We start from the raw sequence: 16,989 nt of genomic DNA on the forward strand, positions 1-16,989 counted from the left end.
CCAACCTGCTCCATTGTTGCCACGGTTGGTATGGTAAGCAGCGGGTAAAGACATCAGGCGGTCATCCGCGCTCGGTTGTTCGGAGTATCCTATGGTTGCGCGTTATGTGTTGGGAGCGGTGCTTGCCGCCACGGTGGCGACCCCCGCGCTGGCTGGGTCGATGACGGCCGAAGAGGCCCGCAAGTTTGTTGCCGGCAAGGTCTTTGCCTTTACCTGTTTCGACGGTACCCGCGGCGCAGGCCGCGTGTTCGACGATGGCGGTGCGGCGGGCGCTGTGCAGTTCTCGGGCTCCGGCCCGGCGCGCAATATGCGCCTGCCGGGCAATACGCTGCAGGTCCGCGGCGAGGCCATTTGCGCCTCGATTAAGGGCATCCCGTTCGAGCCGTGCTTCAATCTCAACAAGAATGACGAGCGCAGCTTCCGCGGCTCGGTCTCCGGCATGGGCTTCGCCTATTGCGATTTCCGTCACCAGGGCGGCCGCGGCCAGATGCTGATGGCGCGCTCGCTGTCGGCGCCGCGCTCGCTGCGCGCGCCGTCTACCACCCGTTCGGCCGACGCCTCCGCTGGCGCCGACAACACGGTGACCCGCGTCTCGACCCCGCGCGTCGAGAGCAGCAAGATCGACGCCGTCGGATCGATCAAGTCCGAGCCGGCGAAGGAAATTGCAAAGACGCCGGAGCCGGAAAAGACCGAAGCGCTCGAACTGCGCAAATCCACCAACTGAGACAAGTCTTAGGCATGACGGCCCCAGGGACCTTTAAGCGGGCCCCGTAGCGGGTCCTGTGCGCCGCTGGCGGGCAGTGTGTCGCCGCTCCACGGTCCGGACCTCGGCAGCGGCGGCGTGTCGTCGGCTTCTCCGGGCGCATCCGTATCGGATGGCAGTGCCATCCGTCCGGGATCGTGCCCACCCGCGAATTTCACCAGGGCGGCGACCCGCGAATCCACCGATGGATGTGTCGCGAACAGATCGGCAAAACCCTCGCGGGGATTGTCGATGCACATCTCCATGACGGCCGAAGTCGCGCCGGGCAGTTCGCCGCGATTCTCGATCTTGCGCAGCGCCGAGATCATGGCGTCGGGATTCTTGGTCAACTCCACCGACCCCGCATCGGCCAGTAATTCGCGCGAGCGCGACAGCGCGAAGCGCACCACCAGCGACAGTGCCCAGGCCAGCGCGATCAGTGCCACGGCGATGATGATCACGAACACCGCACCGCCGCCGGAGCCCTTGCTGTTACTGTCAGACGAGGAAGACGTTCGCGACGAACGGCTGCTGCCGAAATTGAAGCCGGAATTGATGAATATCCGGAAGAACAGTTCAGCCGCAAAGCCGACCACGCCGGCGATGATGACGGCGACCACCATCAGCTGCACGTCGCCGTTGCGGATATGCGTCAGCTCGTGGCCGAGCACTGCTTCCATCTCGTCATCGTTGAGCGCGCGCAGGAGGCCCGTCGTGACCGTGACGGAATATTGCCGCGGGTTGAGGCCGGTGGCGAAGGCGTTCAGCGCATCAGAGTCCATCACCTTCAGCTTCGGCATCGGAATGCCGCGCGAGATGCAGAGGTTTTCAAGGAGATTATAGAGTCGCGGCTGCTCCTGCCGCGTCACGCTTTCGCTGCCGGTGATGCTGTCGATCATCTTTTGATGACCGAAATAGGCGATGACGATCCACAGCACCGCTCCGATGGTGGCGAAGGGCAACGCCTTGATCAGGTCGCGTGTTGCAGCATTGATGTAATAGGCGACCGAGCCGTTGCTGTTGACCGCCACCTCGCCGATCAGGGCGCCGGCGAACACCATCACGTAGATCAGCAGGAACAGCCCTGCGAGCAGCAGCATCGAACGCGTCTTGTTCGAGGCGATATGCGTATAGAGACCATAGGCGGCCATGATGCGCTGCTCGGTTCAGGCCGCGATCAGAACTTGACCTGCGGCACGGCTTCGACCTCCTTGCGGGTCTCGCCGAGATCGAAGAATTCCTTCGGGTGAAAGCCGAAGGTGCCGGCGAACAGGGCCGCAGGCATCTGCTGGATGCCGGTGTTGTATTCGGAGACGGCATTGTTGAAGAACCGGCGCGAGGCGGCGATCTTGTTCTCGATGTCCGAGAGCTCGCTCTGCAATTGCTGGAAATTCGTATTGGCCTTGAGGTCCGGATAGGCCTCGCTGAGTGCAATCAGCCGGCCGAGCGCGCCGGAGAGCTGGTTCTCGGCGGCGCCGACCTGCGCCGGGCCCTGTGCATTCATCGCCGAATTGCGCGCCTTGATGACGTCGTCGAGGGTGCCGCGCTCATGCGCCGCATAGCCCTTCACGGTCTCGATCAGGTTCGGGATCAGGTCGTGGCGCTGCTTGAGCTGCACGTCGATATCGGCAAAGGACTGGTTGACCCGCTGGCTCAGCGCGACCAGCCGGTTGTAGGCAGCAAATGCCAGGAAGACGAGGACAACGATGACGCCAAGAACGATCCAGCCGGTCGACATGTAAGAACCCCCAAAAGAAACCATCAAACCCAAAGCCTAGCCGATCATGCGGCCACAGAGCAGGGGCCGCAGGCATGTCGCGGCAGGGATTGGTCGCGTTGAGCGTGGAATACGTTCAAAGACGCTCCTTCATCGCGCCCTGTCATTTGTGCCCCTCTGCTACAACTTTGAAAGGAGATGTTGTCGGTTTGCACCGTTGCGATGTTGCATCAGTCGACAGGAGACGTGAGCAGATCGCCTGCGGGTTAGCGCCTGTGCGCTATTCGTCATCCAGCCGTCATCCGCGAAACCTAATGAAACCCTAACTTTTGGGGCTGGGGATTTCTGATGTTGGAATGGCGTAACGGCGCGAGCCGGCTTGCGATGGGCGTTGTTGTGGCGGCGCTGTTCGCGCCGATGGCAGCGGAGGCGGCCTCTTTCACCATCAACAATGGTGAGACGGCAGGCACGAAGGCCGTGACCGGCAACGAGACAGGCACGATCGCTGCTGGCGGAACGATCTCGGCTGCGACCGGAATCACATGGACCGGCTCGTCACCTGCGCCTGGCGTCACTATCGACAATTCGGGCACGATTCTCGGCTCCACACGGGGCATCGACGCCACCGGCCTCTCGGCTCCGGCAAACATCACGGTCTGGAATCGCGCGGGTGCCACGATCACCGGCATTGGCAATGATGCCTTCCGTATCAACAGCAATATCGGAAGCGGCACCATCAACGTCTACAATTACGGCACGATCCTCTCTACCGGCGGGCAGGCGCTGGATTTCGATGCCATCTCCTCGACGACGGCGACGGTTAACATCGTCAACTTCGCTACCGGCGTCATCAAGAGCACCGCCAATGACGCGATCCGCCCCGGGCAGGGCGCAATAGTGACGAACTACGGTTTGATCTATTCGGAAGGAGTAGTCGGTGCCAGCAATGACGGCATCGACTGGCAGGGTCGTTCCGGCACCGTTATCAACAAGACCGGTGGCATCATCTCCGGCCTACGCCACGGCATCACCACCGATGTCGATGTGAAGGTTACCAATGAGGTCGGAGCGACAATCATCGGCCGCAACGGATCCGGTGTGGGATCCGACGGCGCGGGCACCGTTGTGAACTATGGCCGCATCACCGGTGCTTATGATGGCAGCGGCGTTGGTGACGGCGATGGCGTTGATGTCGATAACATTGCCAGCGTAACCAATTACGGCATCATCGAAGGCACCGGCGCCGCCGGATATAAAGACGGTCTTGCCAACGCGAGCGAAGGCCTGTCCATCGGCGGTGGAACGATCCTGAACTACGGTACGATCTCTGGCGCGGATGCCGGCATCGTCGTAAACAACGACGGCAACCTCGATCGGAGCGGTCTCGCAGCCACCACCCTGACCAACTACGGAACGATTGTGGGGCAACGGGGCTATGCGATCCGAATGGAAAACAAGCTCGGGACTGCTGCGGACAACGACACCATCACGAACTACGGCACGATTATCGGCAATGGCGCTATTCCCAATCCGAATGCCACGGTCCTGACCGACACCGGCACACTCGATCCTGCCAATGGCACGCTGAACGGTGTGACATATGCAGCGGGCTCCGCCCGCTTCATACGCGGCGACGGTTCGGCGATCCAGATGGGCGAAGGCAATGACGTGCTGACCAATTACGGCACGATCATCGGCAACAATGGCCGCGCCGTGAACATGGAAGGCGGCAACGACACCGTCAACGTCATGAAGGGCTCGCGCATCGTCGGTCTCGTCGATGGCGGCGTTGGTACGGATACGCTGAACTACAACAAGGCGGGCCTCACCGACGCCAAGCGCGCTGCGCTGCAGGCCGGTCAGACCGTAAATATCGGCGGTACACTCTATACGTCGTTCGAGGTGATCACCGGAGCGTCGTCTTCGTTCGCATCCTTTGCCAGCGCGGGCTCGTTGGGCGTCGCCTCGCTGTTCGACAATCTGCCGGCCAACGCCACCAGCAGTGCGGTGGTCAATCTGCTCGACAGCGTTGCCAGCTCGGCAGATGTCGGCGCGGCGCTGGCGCAGCTCACGCCCGCGGCCTATCAGGGCCTCGGCCGCATGACCATGAATGACGCGTTCCAGACGACCTCGCTGGTCGGCCAACACCTGACGCAGAACCGCCTCGGCGGCCTCGGCACCGACATGTCTGGTGTCGGCAATGCGCTGGCGATGTTCGACGGCGGCATGTTCGACAAGAATTTCAGTGCGGATCGTGCGCTGGCCGCCGTGACGGGATTCCCTGGCAGCGCGAGTTCTGCGCTGGCCGATGCCGGCTGGGGCGGCAATGCGGCCGATGCGATGGCCTATGCGCCGGTGACCAAGGCTCTGCCGGGTCTGCGTCCGGTCGCCGTCGCTGCCGAACAGGGCCTGTTCATCACGTCGGGCGCCAGCTTCGCGCGCGAAGGCGCACGAACTGACGCGCCAGGCTTCAAGTCGAACACGGTCAACGTGCTCGCCGGCTACGACCGGCGCATCACCGACAGCCTCGTCGCTGGCGTGTTCGGCGGCTATGCGCTGACCCGCGGCGATATCGATAACGTCGGCAGCCACACCAAGATCTCGACCGGCACCATCGGCGGCTATGGCACGTATCAGGCGCCCGGCTGGTTCGCGACCGCCATGGGCCTCTATGGCTTCAGCGATTACGACACCACGCGCGTGGCGGTCGGCACGACGAACACCGCGGCCTTCAGCGGCGATCACTATGCGATCCGCGGCACGGTCGGCACCGACCTGCGCGTCAGCGGCTGGGTCGTCACACCGGAGATCGGCCTGCAATATACGCGGGTGATGACCGATGGCTTCGCCGAACGCGGCGGTGCGGCGGCTCTCGTGGTCGGCTCGGACAGTTCGGAATCGCTGCGCTCCAGCGTCGGCGCACGCTTCGCCTATGATTACGCGCTGAATGGCGGCGTGCTGACGCCGGAATTGCGGCTGGCCTGGCTGCATGAATTCAGCGATGGCGTGCGCGGCATCAATGCGAGCTTCGCCGATACCACGCTGCCGGGTTCGTTCATCACCGCGACCGGCAGCGCGCTGCGCGATCGCGGTGTGATCGGCGCCGGCCTGTCCGGCAGACTGGCACCGCTCACGGTACTGTCAGTGAACTATGATGCGATCGTCGGCAGCAACGATGCCGTCGCGCATCAGGTGATGGGCCGCATCCGGCATTCGTTCTGAGAACGCGCTCAATCAAGAGCGATGCTTCCTTCCCCCTCTCCCACGACGCAGCGAAGCTGCGTTGGCGGGAGAGGGTGGATCGAACCGCGAAGCGGTTCGAGACGGGAGAGGGGGCTCTTGCTTACTTTGCAAAAGCCCTCTCCCGCCTTCGCTGCGCTCAGGCACCCTCTCCCACTGCGCGGAGCTTCGCTCCGCTGGGGGAGAGGGGAAGAAGCTTACGGCTTTGCCATATGCCAGGCGCCGTTCAGGAAGCCGTCGCCATTGGTGTCGCCGGCGGCGGTGTCCTTCTTGAAAGTGTAGAGCGGCTTGCCTTTATAGGCCCACATCTTCTTACCGTCGTCGCGCACGGCGATGGTCATGTCGGCGCTCGGCTTGGCATCGTCCACCGCGAACAGCGGCGGCCAGTTTTCGGCGCAGGGACCGTTGCACATCGACTTGCCACCGGCATCCTTGTCGAAAGTATAGAGCGTCATGCCCTTGGCATCGACGAAGGTCTTGCCCTTGGCGGTGTCGGCGGTCTTCAGCATCTGCGCCGAGGCGGCGCTTGAGGCGAGCATGAGAGTCAGAGCCGCGAGGGCGGCGAATGATTTGGTCATTGCAGCGTTACTCCTGATGATTGGGCGACGCAGTCGCGTCAGGAGAACAAACGCTCGCAGGTTCGAATTATTCCCGAATCCCTCCACGTCATGGCGAGGTCAGGGAAAGCTTTCAGCTTTCCCCTTAGCGCAGCGACGAAGCAATCGAGTAAGCACAAGCGAGGCAGGACTGGATTGCTTCGCTGCGCTCGCAATGACGACTGATGGGTCAGGTAACCGCATCGCCCCAGTCGAGCTTGCGGAACTTTGCATACTTCGCCTTGTCGCGGCGCGGTGCGTTTGCGGCGATAACGCCTGCATTTGTGCAGAGTTTTGCCGTGATTGCGATCTTTGTCGTTACCGGTTGCGTCAGCACGCGCGACGGCCGCTGCGCGACAGGCGCACGCGACAGCGCGACATAAATAAATTTCTCGTCCTCATAGGGAAGTTCTGCGGATTTGAGTTGTTTATGCACACGGGAGCGCTGCAGCCGCTGGCTGAAGTGGCACCAGTCCGGCTTCACCAGCGGACATGCATCGTCATGCGGGCAGGGCGCGATCACATGCGCGCCGTTCTTGATGAGCTGCGCACGCGCATCGAGAATGCGTTGATAGCCCGACGGTGTGCCGGGCTCGACGATCAGCAATGTATCATTGGTCTTCGCCCACATCGCCGCGACGAGTTTTGTCCGCGCGAGATCGTTGAGCTCGTTGATGACATAGCTCGCGATGACGAGATCGGCGGATGGGGCATTGGCGATTGTCGCGGCAGCGTCGCCGAGCGTGTAGTTCATCGCGGGGATGCGGTGGCTGTCCTGCGCCAGACCAAGCGCAAGCGTGCGCAGAGCGGGATTGGCATCGAGCAGCGTGAACGCATTGAGCGACGCGAAGGCTTCGGCGCAGGCCCATGTCGCCGTTCCCGGCCCGGCGCCGCAATCGAGTAGCGTGGTCGGTGCGAAGTCCGGTCGTGTCTCCTGCAGCGCATTGAGGCTGGCGACGACCGCCGCATAGGTCGCCGGCATGCGGGCGAGCGCATAGGCCAGTGCGTCGCTCTCGCTACGGATGGTCGTCGAGCCGCCGCCAGAGCGATAGGTCTGCGAGATTGCATCGGAGCGCGCAGCCGCGTCATTGCGCGAGAAGCCGTGCAGGCGGGCGTTGAGGGCCGCGGTAAGTTCGGCGGGGAGATCGGGTGCGGTCATGCTGGACGCGCTTGCTTTCTTCCCCTCTCCCCTTGCGGGAGAGGGTGCCTTCGCGAAGCGAAGGCGGGAGAGGGGACAGGCTCTCAGGTCGCTGCAACCCCTCTCCCGTCTCAATCTCGCTTCGCTCGATTGATCCACCCTCTCCCGCAAGGGGAGAGGGGAAGAGAAGAAACTTACGCCACTTCCTGATCGAGGATCTTCACCGCATTTTCGAGATCCACCGAGACCAGCTGCGACACGCCGCGCTCTGCCATGGTGACGCCGTACAGGCGGTGCATGCGCGCCATGGTGATCGGGTTGTGCGTGATGGTGATGAAGCGCGTTTCGGTCGAGGCGCACATTTCATGCAGCAGGCTGCAGAAGCGCTCCACGTTGTGGTCGTCGAGCGGCGCGTCGACTTCGTCCAGCACGCAGATCGGCGACGGGTTGGTCAAGAACACCGCGAAGATCAGCGCCAGCGCGGTCAGGGCCTGCTCACCACCTGACAGCAGCGACAGGGTCTGCGGCTTCTTGCCGGGCGGCTTGGCGACGATTTCGAGACCGGCTTCGAGCGGATCGTCGCTCTCGATCAGCTTCAGCTCGGCTTCGCCGCCGCCGAACAGTTCGACGAACATCCGCTTGAAGTGGCCGTTGACGATGTCGAACGAGGTCATCAGTCGTTCGCGGGCTTCCTTGTTCAGGCTCTGGATGCCGGTGCGGAGCTTCTTGATGGCTTCGACGAGGTCGTCGCGCTCGGTGGCGAGGCCGTTATGCGTGCCTTCGACTTCGTTGAGCTCTTCCTCGGCGCGCAGATTCACGGCGCCGAGACGCTCGCGATCGCGGCGCAGCTTTTCCAGATCGGCTTCGATATCGGCCAGCGGCGGCAGCGTATCGTCCTGGCGGACTTCAGCGAGCGCAGCGACGCCTTCCGGCTCGACTTCCAGCATGTCGCGGATTTCGCGCTCGATGTCCTCCAGGCGGCGCTTGCCGCTTTCCATGCGCTCCTCGGTGCGGGCGCAAGCTTCGCGCGCGGCCGAGAGCGCTTCCAGCGAGCCGCGGGCATCGCGGTCGGTCTCGCGCATGGCGTTTTCGGCCGAGGCGAGGGCGTTGGCGGCGAGCTGACGCGCCTGTTCGGCGCTCTCGACTTCCGAGATCAGCGCGCGGCGCTTCTGCAGATAGAGCGCCGGGGCGTCTTCGAGTTCGGCGCGTTCGCGGGTCACTTCGGCGACGCGCGCGGCAACCGTCTCGATCTGCGAGGCCGCGGAGGTCTTGCGGTTCGCCCAGTCGGTGCGCTCGGCGATGATCGCCTGCAGGCGGCGGTCGGCCAGTTCGGCCTCGCGGGCCAGCGCCTGCGCTTCGGCGCGCACCTGAGCGGCGCCGCGGCGGTGGCCTTCGATCTCGCCGCGGACGGTCGCAAGCTGCGCCTCGGCGTCGGAGCTCTCCGGCAGATATTCCAGCGCGGCATGCGCGCTCTCATGCGCCGCTTCCGCTTCCATGCGATCGTTGGAGAGGCGCGACTGCGCTTCGGTCAGCGTCGCGCGGCGGGCCGCATGGCGGTTGATCTCGCGCTCGGCATTGGCATGGCGCTCGCGGGCCTGGTCGACGTCGCGGCGGGCATTGCGCAGCGCGTCGCGCGATGCGCCTTCGGCCGAAGCGGCGGACTTCAGTGCCTGTTCGGCGCTTTCCAGCGCTTCACGCTTGGCAATGGCGTCGATCTTGGCGTTTTCCAGATCGGCTTCGATATCGGTCAGGCGTGCGCGCTCGGCGAGACGACGGGCCGCGCCGGTCGGCGCATGCGCACCGGCAACGAAACCGTCCCAGCGCCAGACGTCGCCTTCCAGCGACACCAGCCGCTGGCCGGTCTGCAACTGCGAGACCAGCGCGGCGCCCTGATCCTTGGAGACGACGCCGATCTGCTTCAGGCGGCGTGCGAGTTCGGCCGGCGCATTCACATGCGAGGCCAGCGATTCCACGCCCGCAGGCAGCGCCGGATCGTTGGCGTGATCGCCGGCATTGGTCCAGCGCATCGGCGCCGAGGGATCGACCGGCGCGTCGAGATCGTCGCCGAGCACGGCGCCGAGCGCCTTTTCATAGCCCTTGGTGACGCTGACGCCATCGATGATCGGCGGCCACAGGTTCTTGGTTTCGCCGTTGAGGATCTTTGAGATCGTGCGGGCTTCGGTTTCGAGCCGCTGCACCTTGCGGTCGGCGTCGTTCAGCGGCGCGCGCGAGGCTTCCAGCGTCTGCCGGGCCGCGATATGCGCGGCCTCGTTGTCGGCCACGGCGCCTTCCGCCTGCAGCAGGATTTCCTGCGAGGTCTCCATCAGGGCTGCAAGCTCGTCGAGATCGCCGAAGCCTGACGTCTGCGCCGTCAGTGCCTCGATCTCGGCCTCGACGCTGGCGATTTCCTGGCCGAGACGCGCGAGGCGATCGGCCTGGCTGCGCACGTTGGACTGCAGCTGGTTACGCTTGGCGGTCATGTCCGCATGGGCGGTGGTGAGTTCGGTGAAGGTGCGCTCGGCGGCGGCCAGCACGGCTTCGGCCTCGGAGACGCGGTCATCGACGCCGCCACGCAGCTCGACGCGCTGCATGATCTCTTCCTTGAGCATCGCGTCTTCTTCGTCGAGACGGAGCAGCGCGAATTCGGCGTCTTCCGACTGCTTCATCTCGCGCGCGACATCGCTCTCGAACTGGGTCAGGCGACGGTCGAGCTCGGCGGCGCGCTCCTTGGCGCGCTCTTCCTCGCGGTCGAGCATGTCGCGGGCATTGGTCAGGCGCTGCAGACCGGCGGCAGCAGCGGCTTCCGCCTCGCGCAGGGCAGGGAGTTCAGACGCGCGGATCGCCTGGATGCGCGCGGCTTCGCCCTGTTCACGGGTACGTTCGGCGAGATCGCGCACATACTGGTCGTGCAGGGTTGCGGCTTCGGCATTGTCCTGGTGCGCCTGCAGCCAGCGCAGATGGAACAGCATGGCCTCGGCCTTGCGCACCTTGCCGGCGACTTCGCGGTAGCGGATCGCCTGGCGGGCCTGCTTCTTCAGGCCTTCCATCTGGCCGGAGAGCTGACCGATCACGTCCTCGACGCGGGTCAGGTTGGTTTCGGCGGCCTTCAGGCGCAGCTCGGCTTCGTGGCGGCGCGCATGCAGGCCGGCAACGCCGGCGGCGTCTTCCAGCACGCGACGGCGCTGCTCGGGCTTCGCCTGGATGATTTCGCCGATCTTGCCCTGGTGGACGAGGGCGGGCGAACGCGCGCCGGTGGCGGCGTCGGCAAACAGGATCTGCACGTCGCGGGCGCGCACGTCGCGGCCGTTGATGCGGTATTGCGAGCCGGCCTCGCGCTCGATGCGGCGGGAGATTTCAAGAATTTCGGCGTCATTGACCATGGCCGGCGCGGTGCGATCGGTATTGTCGATCGTCATCACCACTTCGGCATGGTTGCGCGAGGCGCGGTTGCCGGAGCCGGCGAAGATCACCGCGTCCATATCGGCGGCGCGCAGCGACTTGTGCGAGGTTTCGCCCATCGCCCAGCGCAGCGCTTCCACCAGATTGGACTTGCCGCAGCCATTGGGGCCGACAACGCCGGTCAGACCGGGCTCGATCATGAAGTCGGTCGGTTCGACGAACGACTTGAATCCGTGCAGGCGCAGGCGCGTGAGTTTCATGGATACGGTACTCTAGGTTAGCCGAACAGCCCCGAGAATCGCGAATCCCCCAGCACGAACAATAGCATAAATGCAGCTGCCGCGCGGGTGGAGACTCGCTGGTCGCGGCTCTCATTGGCCCGGACAATGGCGAGACGAAGGCAGCCGCGCAACCGCGGAACCCCGCTTTTCCCAAGGGTTTTGCGGGGGATAGGTGGGGGAGGGCGTGAAAAAGGGCTTGTTTTAAGGGGATGGGGTGGTGGGCAAGTTAAAGTAGACAGTCTACCGCACCGCCAATGCGGTTTCGGGGGACGGCTATCTACTGGCATTGGGCCAACTGAGAGGACGTGTCGCCTTGTGTCTTAGGCTGCTTTTTTCGTCTTTCTCCTACCCACCTTTTTGGGAGATGCATCTGGGACGAAGCCAAACGCTGCGTCTACGCTCATTACTCGAAGGGCTTTCATTACCCTCATCAGGCTTATTCGCGAAAATAGTGGGAGGTTGTCGGATTTTGCGGCCTTATCCTTGTGTGTGATGACTGCAAAAATAACCTGAAATTTTTTGCTCACTAGCGGACTAAGCATCTGATCGCGGATGTGGTGCGGGGCGAGTTCGGTGACAAGCTCTCTCAATTTTTCAATCGCTGCATCTTCGAGTTTGAGAATCTCGACTGCGTTCGCGCCCTGATTGAACTGATGACTCAGCTGGGACGAAAACGTGGACACCTTTACGTGGTAAAAAACACCTTTGTCACCATCTGGGCCATAGAGATCGCATGGCTCGATTTGAGTTTGTCCCATTGGACTGATGTTCTTTTTATCCAAGCAGATTAAGGATGGCATAACTCCGGGAATGTGAGCGTTGTATGTGTCTTCCCCATCATGATTGTATGGAGGCAGGGGGAGGTCGATGCATAATGGATCAAGCGATGTCCTCAATTTGAGGACGTAATCAGTCTCGATTTTGTACCAATGCCCCTCGGACAAGTGAAAGGTCTCATTCTCGCCGCCGTGGTTTAAGTCAAACACCAAGCTTTTGTAGATGGTGTAATGGTCCTTGATTGAGCCGTGCTCATCCGTGAGAAGTAGTTGATGCTTGCGTAGATTTGAAATTTGGATCGTTGCTAGATCGAAGTCATGCTTCTCCAGATATTCAAAATATCGCTCCATGAAGACGTCTTCAAAATTGTCGCTCTCTCCGCAGCCAGAAAAACTGGCATAAGCATTGTCGCTGTAATTAATCAGATCGGGAACGGTTAGGTTCAAGCCTTCGTCTTTAGCTTGAATTGCGGCAATCAACTTGGCGTCGAGCTGCTCAATAAGGATCGGGTCTCGAATTGGGACGATGTTCTGAATGTCTGGGAATGTCTCTTTGTACTCCTCGCTACTGTAAATCTGTAGCAACCTTTCGCAGAGTTCGATTAGCTTGTTGGACTGGAAGTCCGAGCTAACTCTGAGGTTGCTTGCACCAGTAGCGTGTCGAAATAACTCCTTGTATTCGTCCTTAACCTTTCCCGTGAGACTCTTCAGAACAGTGCTATCACGGTCAAAATCAAAAAATGTTAGGTCCGATTCGATCGGAAGCTGTGTTCTTCTGCGGCGCGAAGCACCTGGCTCGAGAACGTCGGTGCTCTTCAGCCGATCAGGATCAAGGCTGTTCAGCGTGACGCGTAGGCCAAAGTCGTATTCATAGCTTGTATCCTTCAAGTTATGAAAAACATGCCCAAAAGATAGGGCGAAATGGCGATCCTGAACGGGGAAGATAACCAGAGCTCCCTTGCTTGATTGGTTTAAATTGCCGTCAATGCCGAAGTATCCCTTCCACCAAGGCGGTTTCGAGGGGGCGTCCAGCACAAATAGCTCTGCCCCAGCAGGCAGAGCAGCGGCGTCAAAATCCGAGCGCAGAACGTTGTCGTCCTTCAGTGCGTTTCCTGCGTTGAAGTTCTCTTTCAATAGGAAAATTGAAAACGAGCGGCTCTTCGTCATCGCAGAGCTCCACAGTGCAATTGATTTGACTAAATGCTGGAATTGGTCGGCAATTATGGGTTGCAAATACTACCCTTATCTATTGAATGCACTTGTATAGCAACACGCGCAGGATAGCCCTCCACAGCGCGAGTGTGAGATTACAATCTTATTGTCTGGCCGAGATTGGATTCAAATAGCCGATTTCATTGCGAAATGGTGATGGTGTGGCCCAACTTGCTCAAGCCTATCTGCATTTAAAGCCGTACAAGGCGTCGCGTAAAAAACTAAGCGCTCTAGTGAAGGTCGCTGAAGCGTTGTCTGCGGATGCAGCTAAACGAATCTACGATGGCGGAGTGACTATTGATGTTGAGCTAGAGGAAGGCTCGCTTGTAGTTCGCGTCACCGTGATTGGACTTCTTGCAGGCCACTTAGCTTTGGAATCGTACAGCAAAATCGCGGATTATAAGGGCTTCAAAGAGAGCGTCGTTGAATTGTGTAACGATGCTAGAGAATTCGCGGTGGACGTTTGCGAGCCGTTCCAGAAGAAAGCTGGAGCCACGAAGGATCAAGTCTATAGATTTGAGCGGCGATTAAAGACGCCGGGGAAACTCAATCGGCTCGTTCGAAGGCTGGCGCATGTTGAGAGCTCGTTAGAGGAACTGAGCCACAAGGACCTCAAGAAAGAGTTGTCTGAATTGCAGAGGCAGCTAGCCCTGATAGCTGAAGATCTCTCCGTGGACGAATTGAGTGCCGTCGAAAGACGTCTTACCACTCAGGGTCTACCGCCACCTTCGAGGTGGCCGCAGCCATCGCCTGGGATCCCCAAAATCGCGAAGAAGGAGGAGCAGCTGGAATTCGACGGACGGCTTGGAGCTCCCATTCCAGTACTTGAGCCAGTGCTCAGGGCGCCTCGCTTCGTTTACCGAAATCGGATCAGTATTGAGCAGCAGCTGCCGAAGCTACACAAACGAGATCGGTCGGAGAGCAGTTTTCCTTTCATCGAGCGGCCTGATGAATAGTCATGGCACGCTGATGGGGGGCGCTGCTCATATTTATCTCATGGGCGAGGCGCGAGCGGGCGAAATCAGAGACGCCTTTGGCGTATATATCCAGATTCTTACACGTCCCGCGCATATCCATTCGGACGACGCTGCTGCGGTGCGCCGAGTACGGCGATGCAGAGGCCGAGAAATGCCAGGCCGATGATCTCGCAGATGAAATTTTCAAACATGATACGCCCCTCACGCTAATGGGACGAGAATGCGGAGATGGCGCTTAAGCGTTCCTTAACGCGCGTTTACGCCTGGAATCAGGGTTAATCCGCAGGCGCGTCATCCGTTAAGATCCGGCAGGTGCGTGGCGCGGCTGTCGCCGGTCTGCTAGCGCAGGGCTGCTATCGCAGGGTGTCAGCGGGCGGAGTCTGTGCGTTGCGCGGCATCGGGATTTTGGCCTTCAGCGCGGCTTCGCCTTCGGGCGTGATGCAATAGCGCACCAGCGAGCCGGCCTGGAGCGCGATCCAGGTCTTGGCGACCATCTTGGACAGGGTCTTCGGCCCGGCAGGCATCAAATGCGGCGCAAGCAGGCCCGGCGTATCGCGCAATTTCTGAAGCGCGGTGCGCTCGACATAATGCGGCAGGTGGCTGGCGCGTGTCGGCATGGGGCAAGTCTCATCGGGTTGGACGAGGGGGACTGAACTATTCTTTTGGGTGAACTACGTGAACGCATGAGCGCGGCTTCAGTTGCATCCGGCATCGAAAAAATGCCCGGCGGGCACTTGACAGTTTTCCTATAAGATTATAATCAAATCTTATCCGGTTCGCGAGGGGCGCTTCATGAGGCGTCTTGAGGTGGGACAGGATGCGGCGCCTGCGGGTGTGGGGTGACGTACCCCGCACACTCGGGAGGCTTGGGGTCACCGTCCGGGCCCACTACGGGGCTCTGCCACTCATGCTGGCTGGACGTGGTATTGGTGAACGGCGAGAAATCGTCGGGATAAGCGGAGTGCGGAGCTCTGCCCTTTACCCGGAAGAACGGTCCCTCAGCTAAAAAGACGTCGCGGTGGCGCGCCCTCGAGGCGTTGCGCGGTTGCAGCTTGCCGGCGTTCCGGTGGAGCGGATCGCGACACACACCACCCTTTGCGCCTGATGGCGCGCCGCCGCCCCTCATGTTTCAGGAGGGGGACTGCTCACACCTCGGACGCCATGGGCGCCGCGAGACTGCGAGAGCTTGGCTGTTTGAAGCGAAGAAGAAGAATCAGAGAACAGGATGGCGCGCAGCGCGCTAATGCGATGCGCTGGCCGAGAACGCGTTGACGATAACCACGCCGGTCAGGATGAAGCCGATGCCGATGATGGCGGCGAGATCGAGCGCCTGCCGGAACGCGAAATAGCTCACCGCAGAAATCAGCACGATGCCGAGCCCGCTCCAGATCGCATAGGCGATGCCGACCGGCATCACCTTCAGCGCGTGCGACAGGAAATAGAGCGACAGGATGTAGCAGACGGCCATGCCGAACGTCGGCCAGAGCTTCGTGAACTGCTGCGACTGCGCCAGCAGCGCCGTGCCGATGGTCTCCAGCACGATGGCGCAGCCGAGGGCGGCGTAGTTGAGGAAGGTCGGGGTCATGAAAGGGCTCGGGCGTTCAGGAATCCCTCCCCGCGCAAAGGCGAGGAGGGACAAGAAAACCTCAGCTCTTCAGCAGCGGGGTGATCTTCTTGGAGAATTCCTCGAACGACTGCTCGCCCTTCAGCATTTCGCCATTGATGAAGAAGGTCGGGGTCGAGTTCACCTTCAGCACTTCATTGGCATATTTCTGGTCAGCGGCGATCTTGTCGAGCAGCGCCTGGTCCTTCAGGCATTCTTCCACGGCCTGCTGGCTGAGGCCGGCCTGCTTGCCGATGCGGGTCAGGGTCGCGGCGGTGTCCTTCATCACCCAGTCGTTCTGCTGCTTGAACAGCATATCGATGACGGCGAAATACTTGCCCGAGTCTTCCTTGGCGATGCAGCGCGCCAGCATCGAGCCGGCGGCGGCCTTGATGTCGAGCGGGAATTCGCGAAACACGAAGCGGATCTTGTTGGTGTCGATGAAGGCTTCCTTGATCTTCGGGAACACCTGCTCGGTGAAGGCCGCGCAATGCGGGCAGGTCATCGAGGCATATTCGGTGACGGTGACGGCGGCATCCTTCGGGCCGAGCGCCATGTCGGGCAGCGACACCGGCTTGGCGACGTCGACGGCGTTCTGCGCGAAAGCCTCGGAGATCAGCTGCAGCGGCGACAGGCCGATGGCTGCTGCGGCGCCGGTCAGGGCAAGGGCGGCGGTGAAGTCACGGCGCGTGATGATCAAAGGAATGCTCCAAAGCGGCGGCGGACGCCGGGAAAAGGTTCGCTTCGCTAACTTGAAACCACAAATGTGGCAAGCACGCGCCGGTTCCGGGTGGGCTGGAAAGCCTCAACTTCGCTTGATCGCCGCGCCGAGCCGCGCCAGCGCCTCGCGCAAGGCGTCGTCCTCGACCTCGGGCAGCGTTTCCGCGACCTGGGCGATGGCCTTCGCATCCGGCGGCTTCACGGTGCGGCGAGGCTGCGGCCGCGACAGCGGCGCCTGGCGCAGCGCGATCTTGCCGACCGCGTTCCAGCCGAAAAAGCGATTCACCCGCTGCAGGATCGCGTCCGACGAATGCTGGATCTCCAGCGCCATTGGCCCCTCGACGCGCAGGATCAAAGTCGCCGGCTCCTGCGGCTGGCCTTCGACGGGGCGCGGCCACTGGATCTTCAACGGCTCGGAGAAATTCGCCACCTGCTGGCCGGCGATCTCGGCCCAGCGTGTCACCAGCTCGCGCGAGGCAAAGCCCTGTTTGGCATAGGCATCGGCAAACACCCCGCCGAGCAGGACGGAGAGCGGTTTCGCCGAGATATAGCCGGGCTTGTTCATGGTCGGGCGTTTTGGATACATGG

General features: G+C 61.6%; 13 protein-coding genes. 3 read left to right on the forward strand and 10 right to left on the reverse strand.

The window, feature by feature from the left end:
* Positions 1–91 precede the first annotated feature (91 nt).
* Entirely contained in the window at positions 92–724 is a 633-nt protein-coding gene (locus tag SFY93_RS08170) for a hypothetical protein (protein WP_089262445.1), read from the forward strand.
* An 8-nt stretch (positions 725–732) separates the two neighbouring features.
* On the opposite strand, the gene SFY93_RS08175 is transcribed toward SFY93_RS08170, so the two are convergent.
* Both SFY93_RS08175 and SFY93_RS08180 read right to left on the reverse strand, forming a co-directional pair.
* Positions 733–1,893: a M48 family metallopeptidase gene (locus tag SFY93_RS08175; RefSeq protein ID WP_320446701.1), complete on the reverse strand. Its 1,161-nt coding sequence runs from the start codon at positions 1,891–1,893 to the stop codon at positions 733–735.
* Between the two features lie 26 nt (positions 1,894–1,919).
* Positions 1,920–2,480 (reverse strand): LemA family protein, encoded by a 561-nt coding sequence (locus SFY93_RS08180; RefSeq protein ID WP_089262441.1) that lies wholly within the window; start codon positions 2,478–2,480, stop codon positions 1,920–1,922.
* A gap of 327 nt (positions 2,481–2,807) precedes the next feature.
* Here SFY93_RS08180 and SFY93_RS08185 point away from each other — a divergent pair, with 327 nt between their 5' ends.
* A complete protein-coding gene (locus SFY93_RS08185) occupies positions 2,808–5,681 on the forward strand; it encodes an autotransporter family protein (RefSeq protein ID WP_320446702.1) in 2,874 nt (957 codons plus the stop codon).
* Positions 5,682–5,896: 215 nt separating this feature from the next.
* On the opposite strand, the gene SFY93_RS08190 is transcribed toward SFY93_RS08185, so the two are convergent.
* From SFY93_RS08190 to SFY93_RS08205, 4 genes are all read right to left on the reverse strand, one after another.
* Positions 5,897–6,277 carry a COG4315 family predicted lipoprotein gene (locus SFY93_RS08190; protein ID WP_320446703.1) on the reverse strand — a complete coding sequence of 127 codons (381 nt, stop codon included), beginning with the start codon at positions 6,275–6,277 and terminating at the stop codon, positions 5,897–5,899.
* A 208-nt stretch (positions 6,278–6,485) separates the two neighbouring features.
* Complete coding sequence (locus SFY93_RS08195; protein ID WP_320446704.1) at positions 6,486–7,454, reverse strand: small ribosomal subunit Rsm22 family protein; 969 nt, start codon at positions 7,452–7,454, stop codon at positions 6,486–6,488.
* Between the two features lie 173 nt (positions 7,455–7,627).
* Positions 7,628–11,092 carry a chromosome segregation protein SMC gene (gene smc, locus SFY93_RS08200; protein WP_320446705.1) on the reverse strand — a complete coding sequence of 1,155 codons (3,465 nt, stop codon included), beginning with the start codon at positions 11,090–11,092 and terminating at the stop codon, positions 7,628–7,630.
* 341 nt (positions 11,093–11,433) lie between these two features.
* Positions 11,434–13,056, reverse strand: coding sequence for a DUF6119 family protein (locus SFY93_RS08205; protein ID WP_320446706.1), 1,623 nt, complete (start codon positions 13,054–13,056; stop codon positions 11,434–11,436).
* Between the two features lie 206 nt (positions 13,057–13,262).
* Between SFY93_RS08205 and SFY93_RS08210 the strand changes: the two genes are divergently transcribed.
* On the forward strand, positions 13,263–14,057 hold the full coding sequence (locus tag SFY93_RS08210; protein WP_320446707.1) for a hypothetical protein: 795 nt from the start codon (positions 13,263–13,265) through the stop codon (positions 14,055–14,057).
* A gap of 374 nt (positions 14,058–14,431) precedes the next feature.
* Here the strand turns inward: SFY93_RS08210 and SFY93_RS08215 are convergent, their stop codons facing one another.
* From SFY93_RS08215 to SFY93_RS08230, 4 genes are all read right to left on the reverse strand, one after another.
* The gene (locus SFY93_RS08215) at positions 14,432–14,695 is read right to left on the reverse strand and encodes a hypothetical protein (RefSeq protein ID WP_231078103.1); all 264 of its coding nucleotides are present in this window, start codon (positions 14,693–14,695) and stop codon (positions 14,432–14,434) included.
* Between the two features lie 623 nt (positions 14,696–15,318).
* A complete protein-coding gene (locus SFY93_RS08220) occupies positions 15,319–15,663 on the reverse strand; it encodes a DMT family transporter (RefSeq protein ID WP_068733204.1) in 345 nt (114 codons plus the stop codon).
* Positions 15,664–15,724: 61 nt separating this feature from the next.
* The gene (locus SFY93_RS08225) at positions 15,725–16,381 is read right to left on the reverse strand and encodes a DsbA family protein (RefSeq protein ID WP_089262423.1); all 657 of its coding nucleotides are present in this window, start codon (positions 16,379–16,381) and stop codon (positions 15,725–15,727) included.
* Between the two features lie 105 nt (positions 16,382–16,486).
* The gene (locus SFY93_RS08230) at positions 16,487–16,966 is read right to left on the reverse strand and encodes a DUF721 domain-containing protein (RefSeq protein ID WP_320447720.1); all 480 of its coding nucleotides are present in this window, start codon (positions 16,964–16,966) and stop codon (positions 16,487–16,489) included.
* Between the last annotated feature and the right edge of the window lie 23 nt (positions 16,967–16,989).

Origin of the sequence: Tardiphaga sp. 42S5 (genome assembly GCF_034044155.1) — a bacterium.
Classification (GTDB): Bacteria; Pseudomonadota; Alphaproteobacteria; order Rhizobiales; family Xanthobacteraceae; genus Tardiphaga; species Tardiphaga robiniae.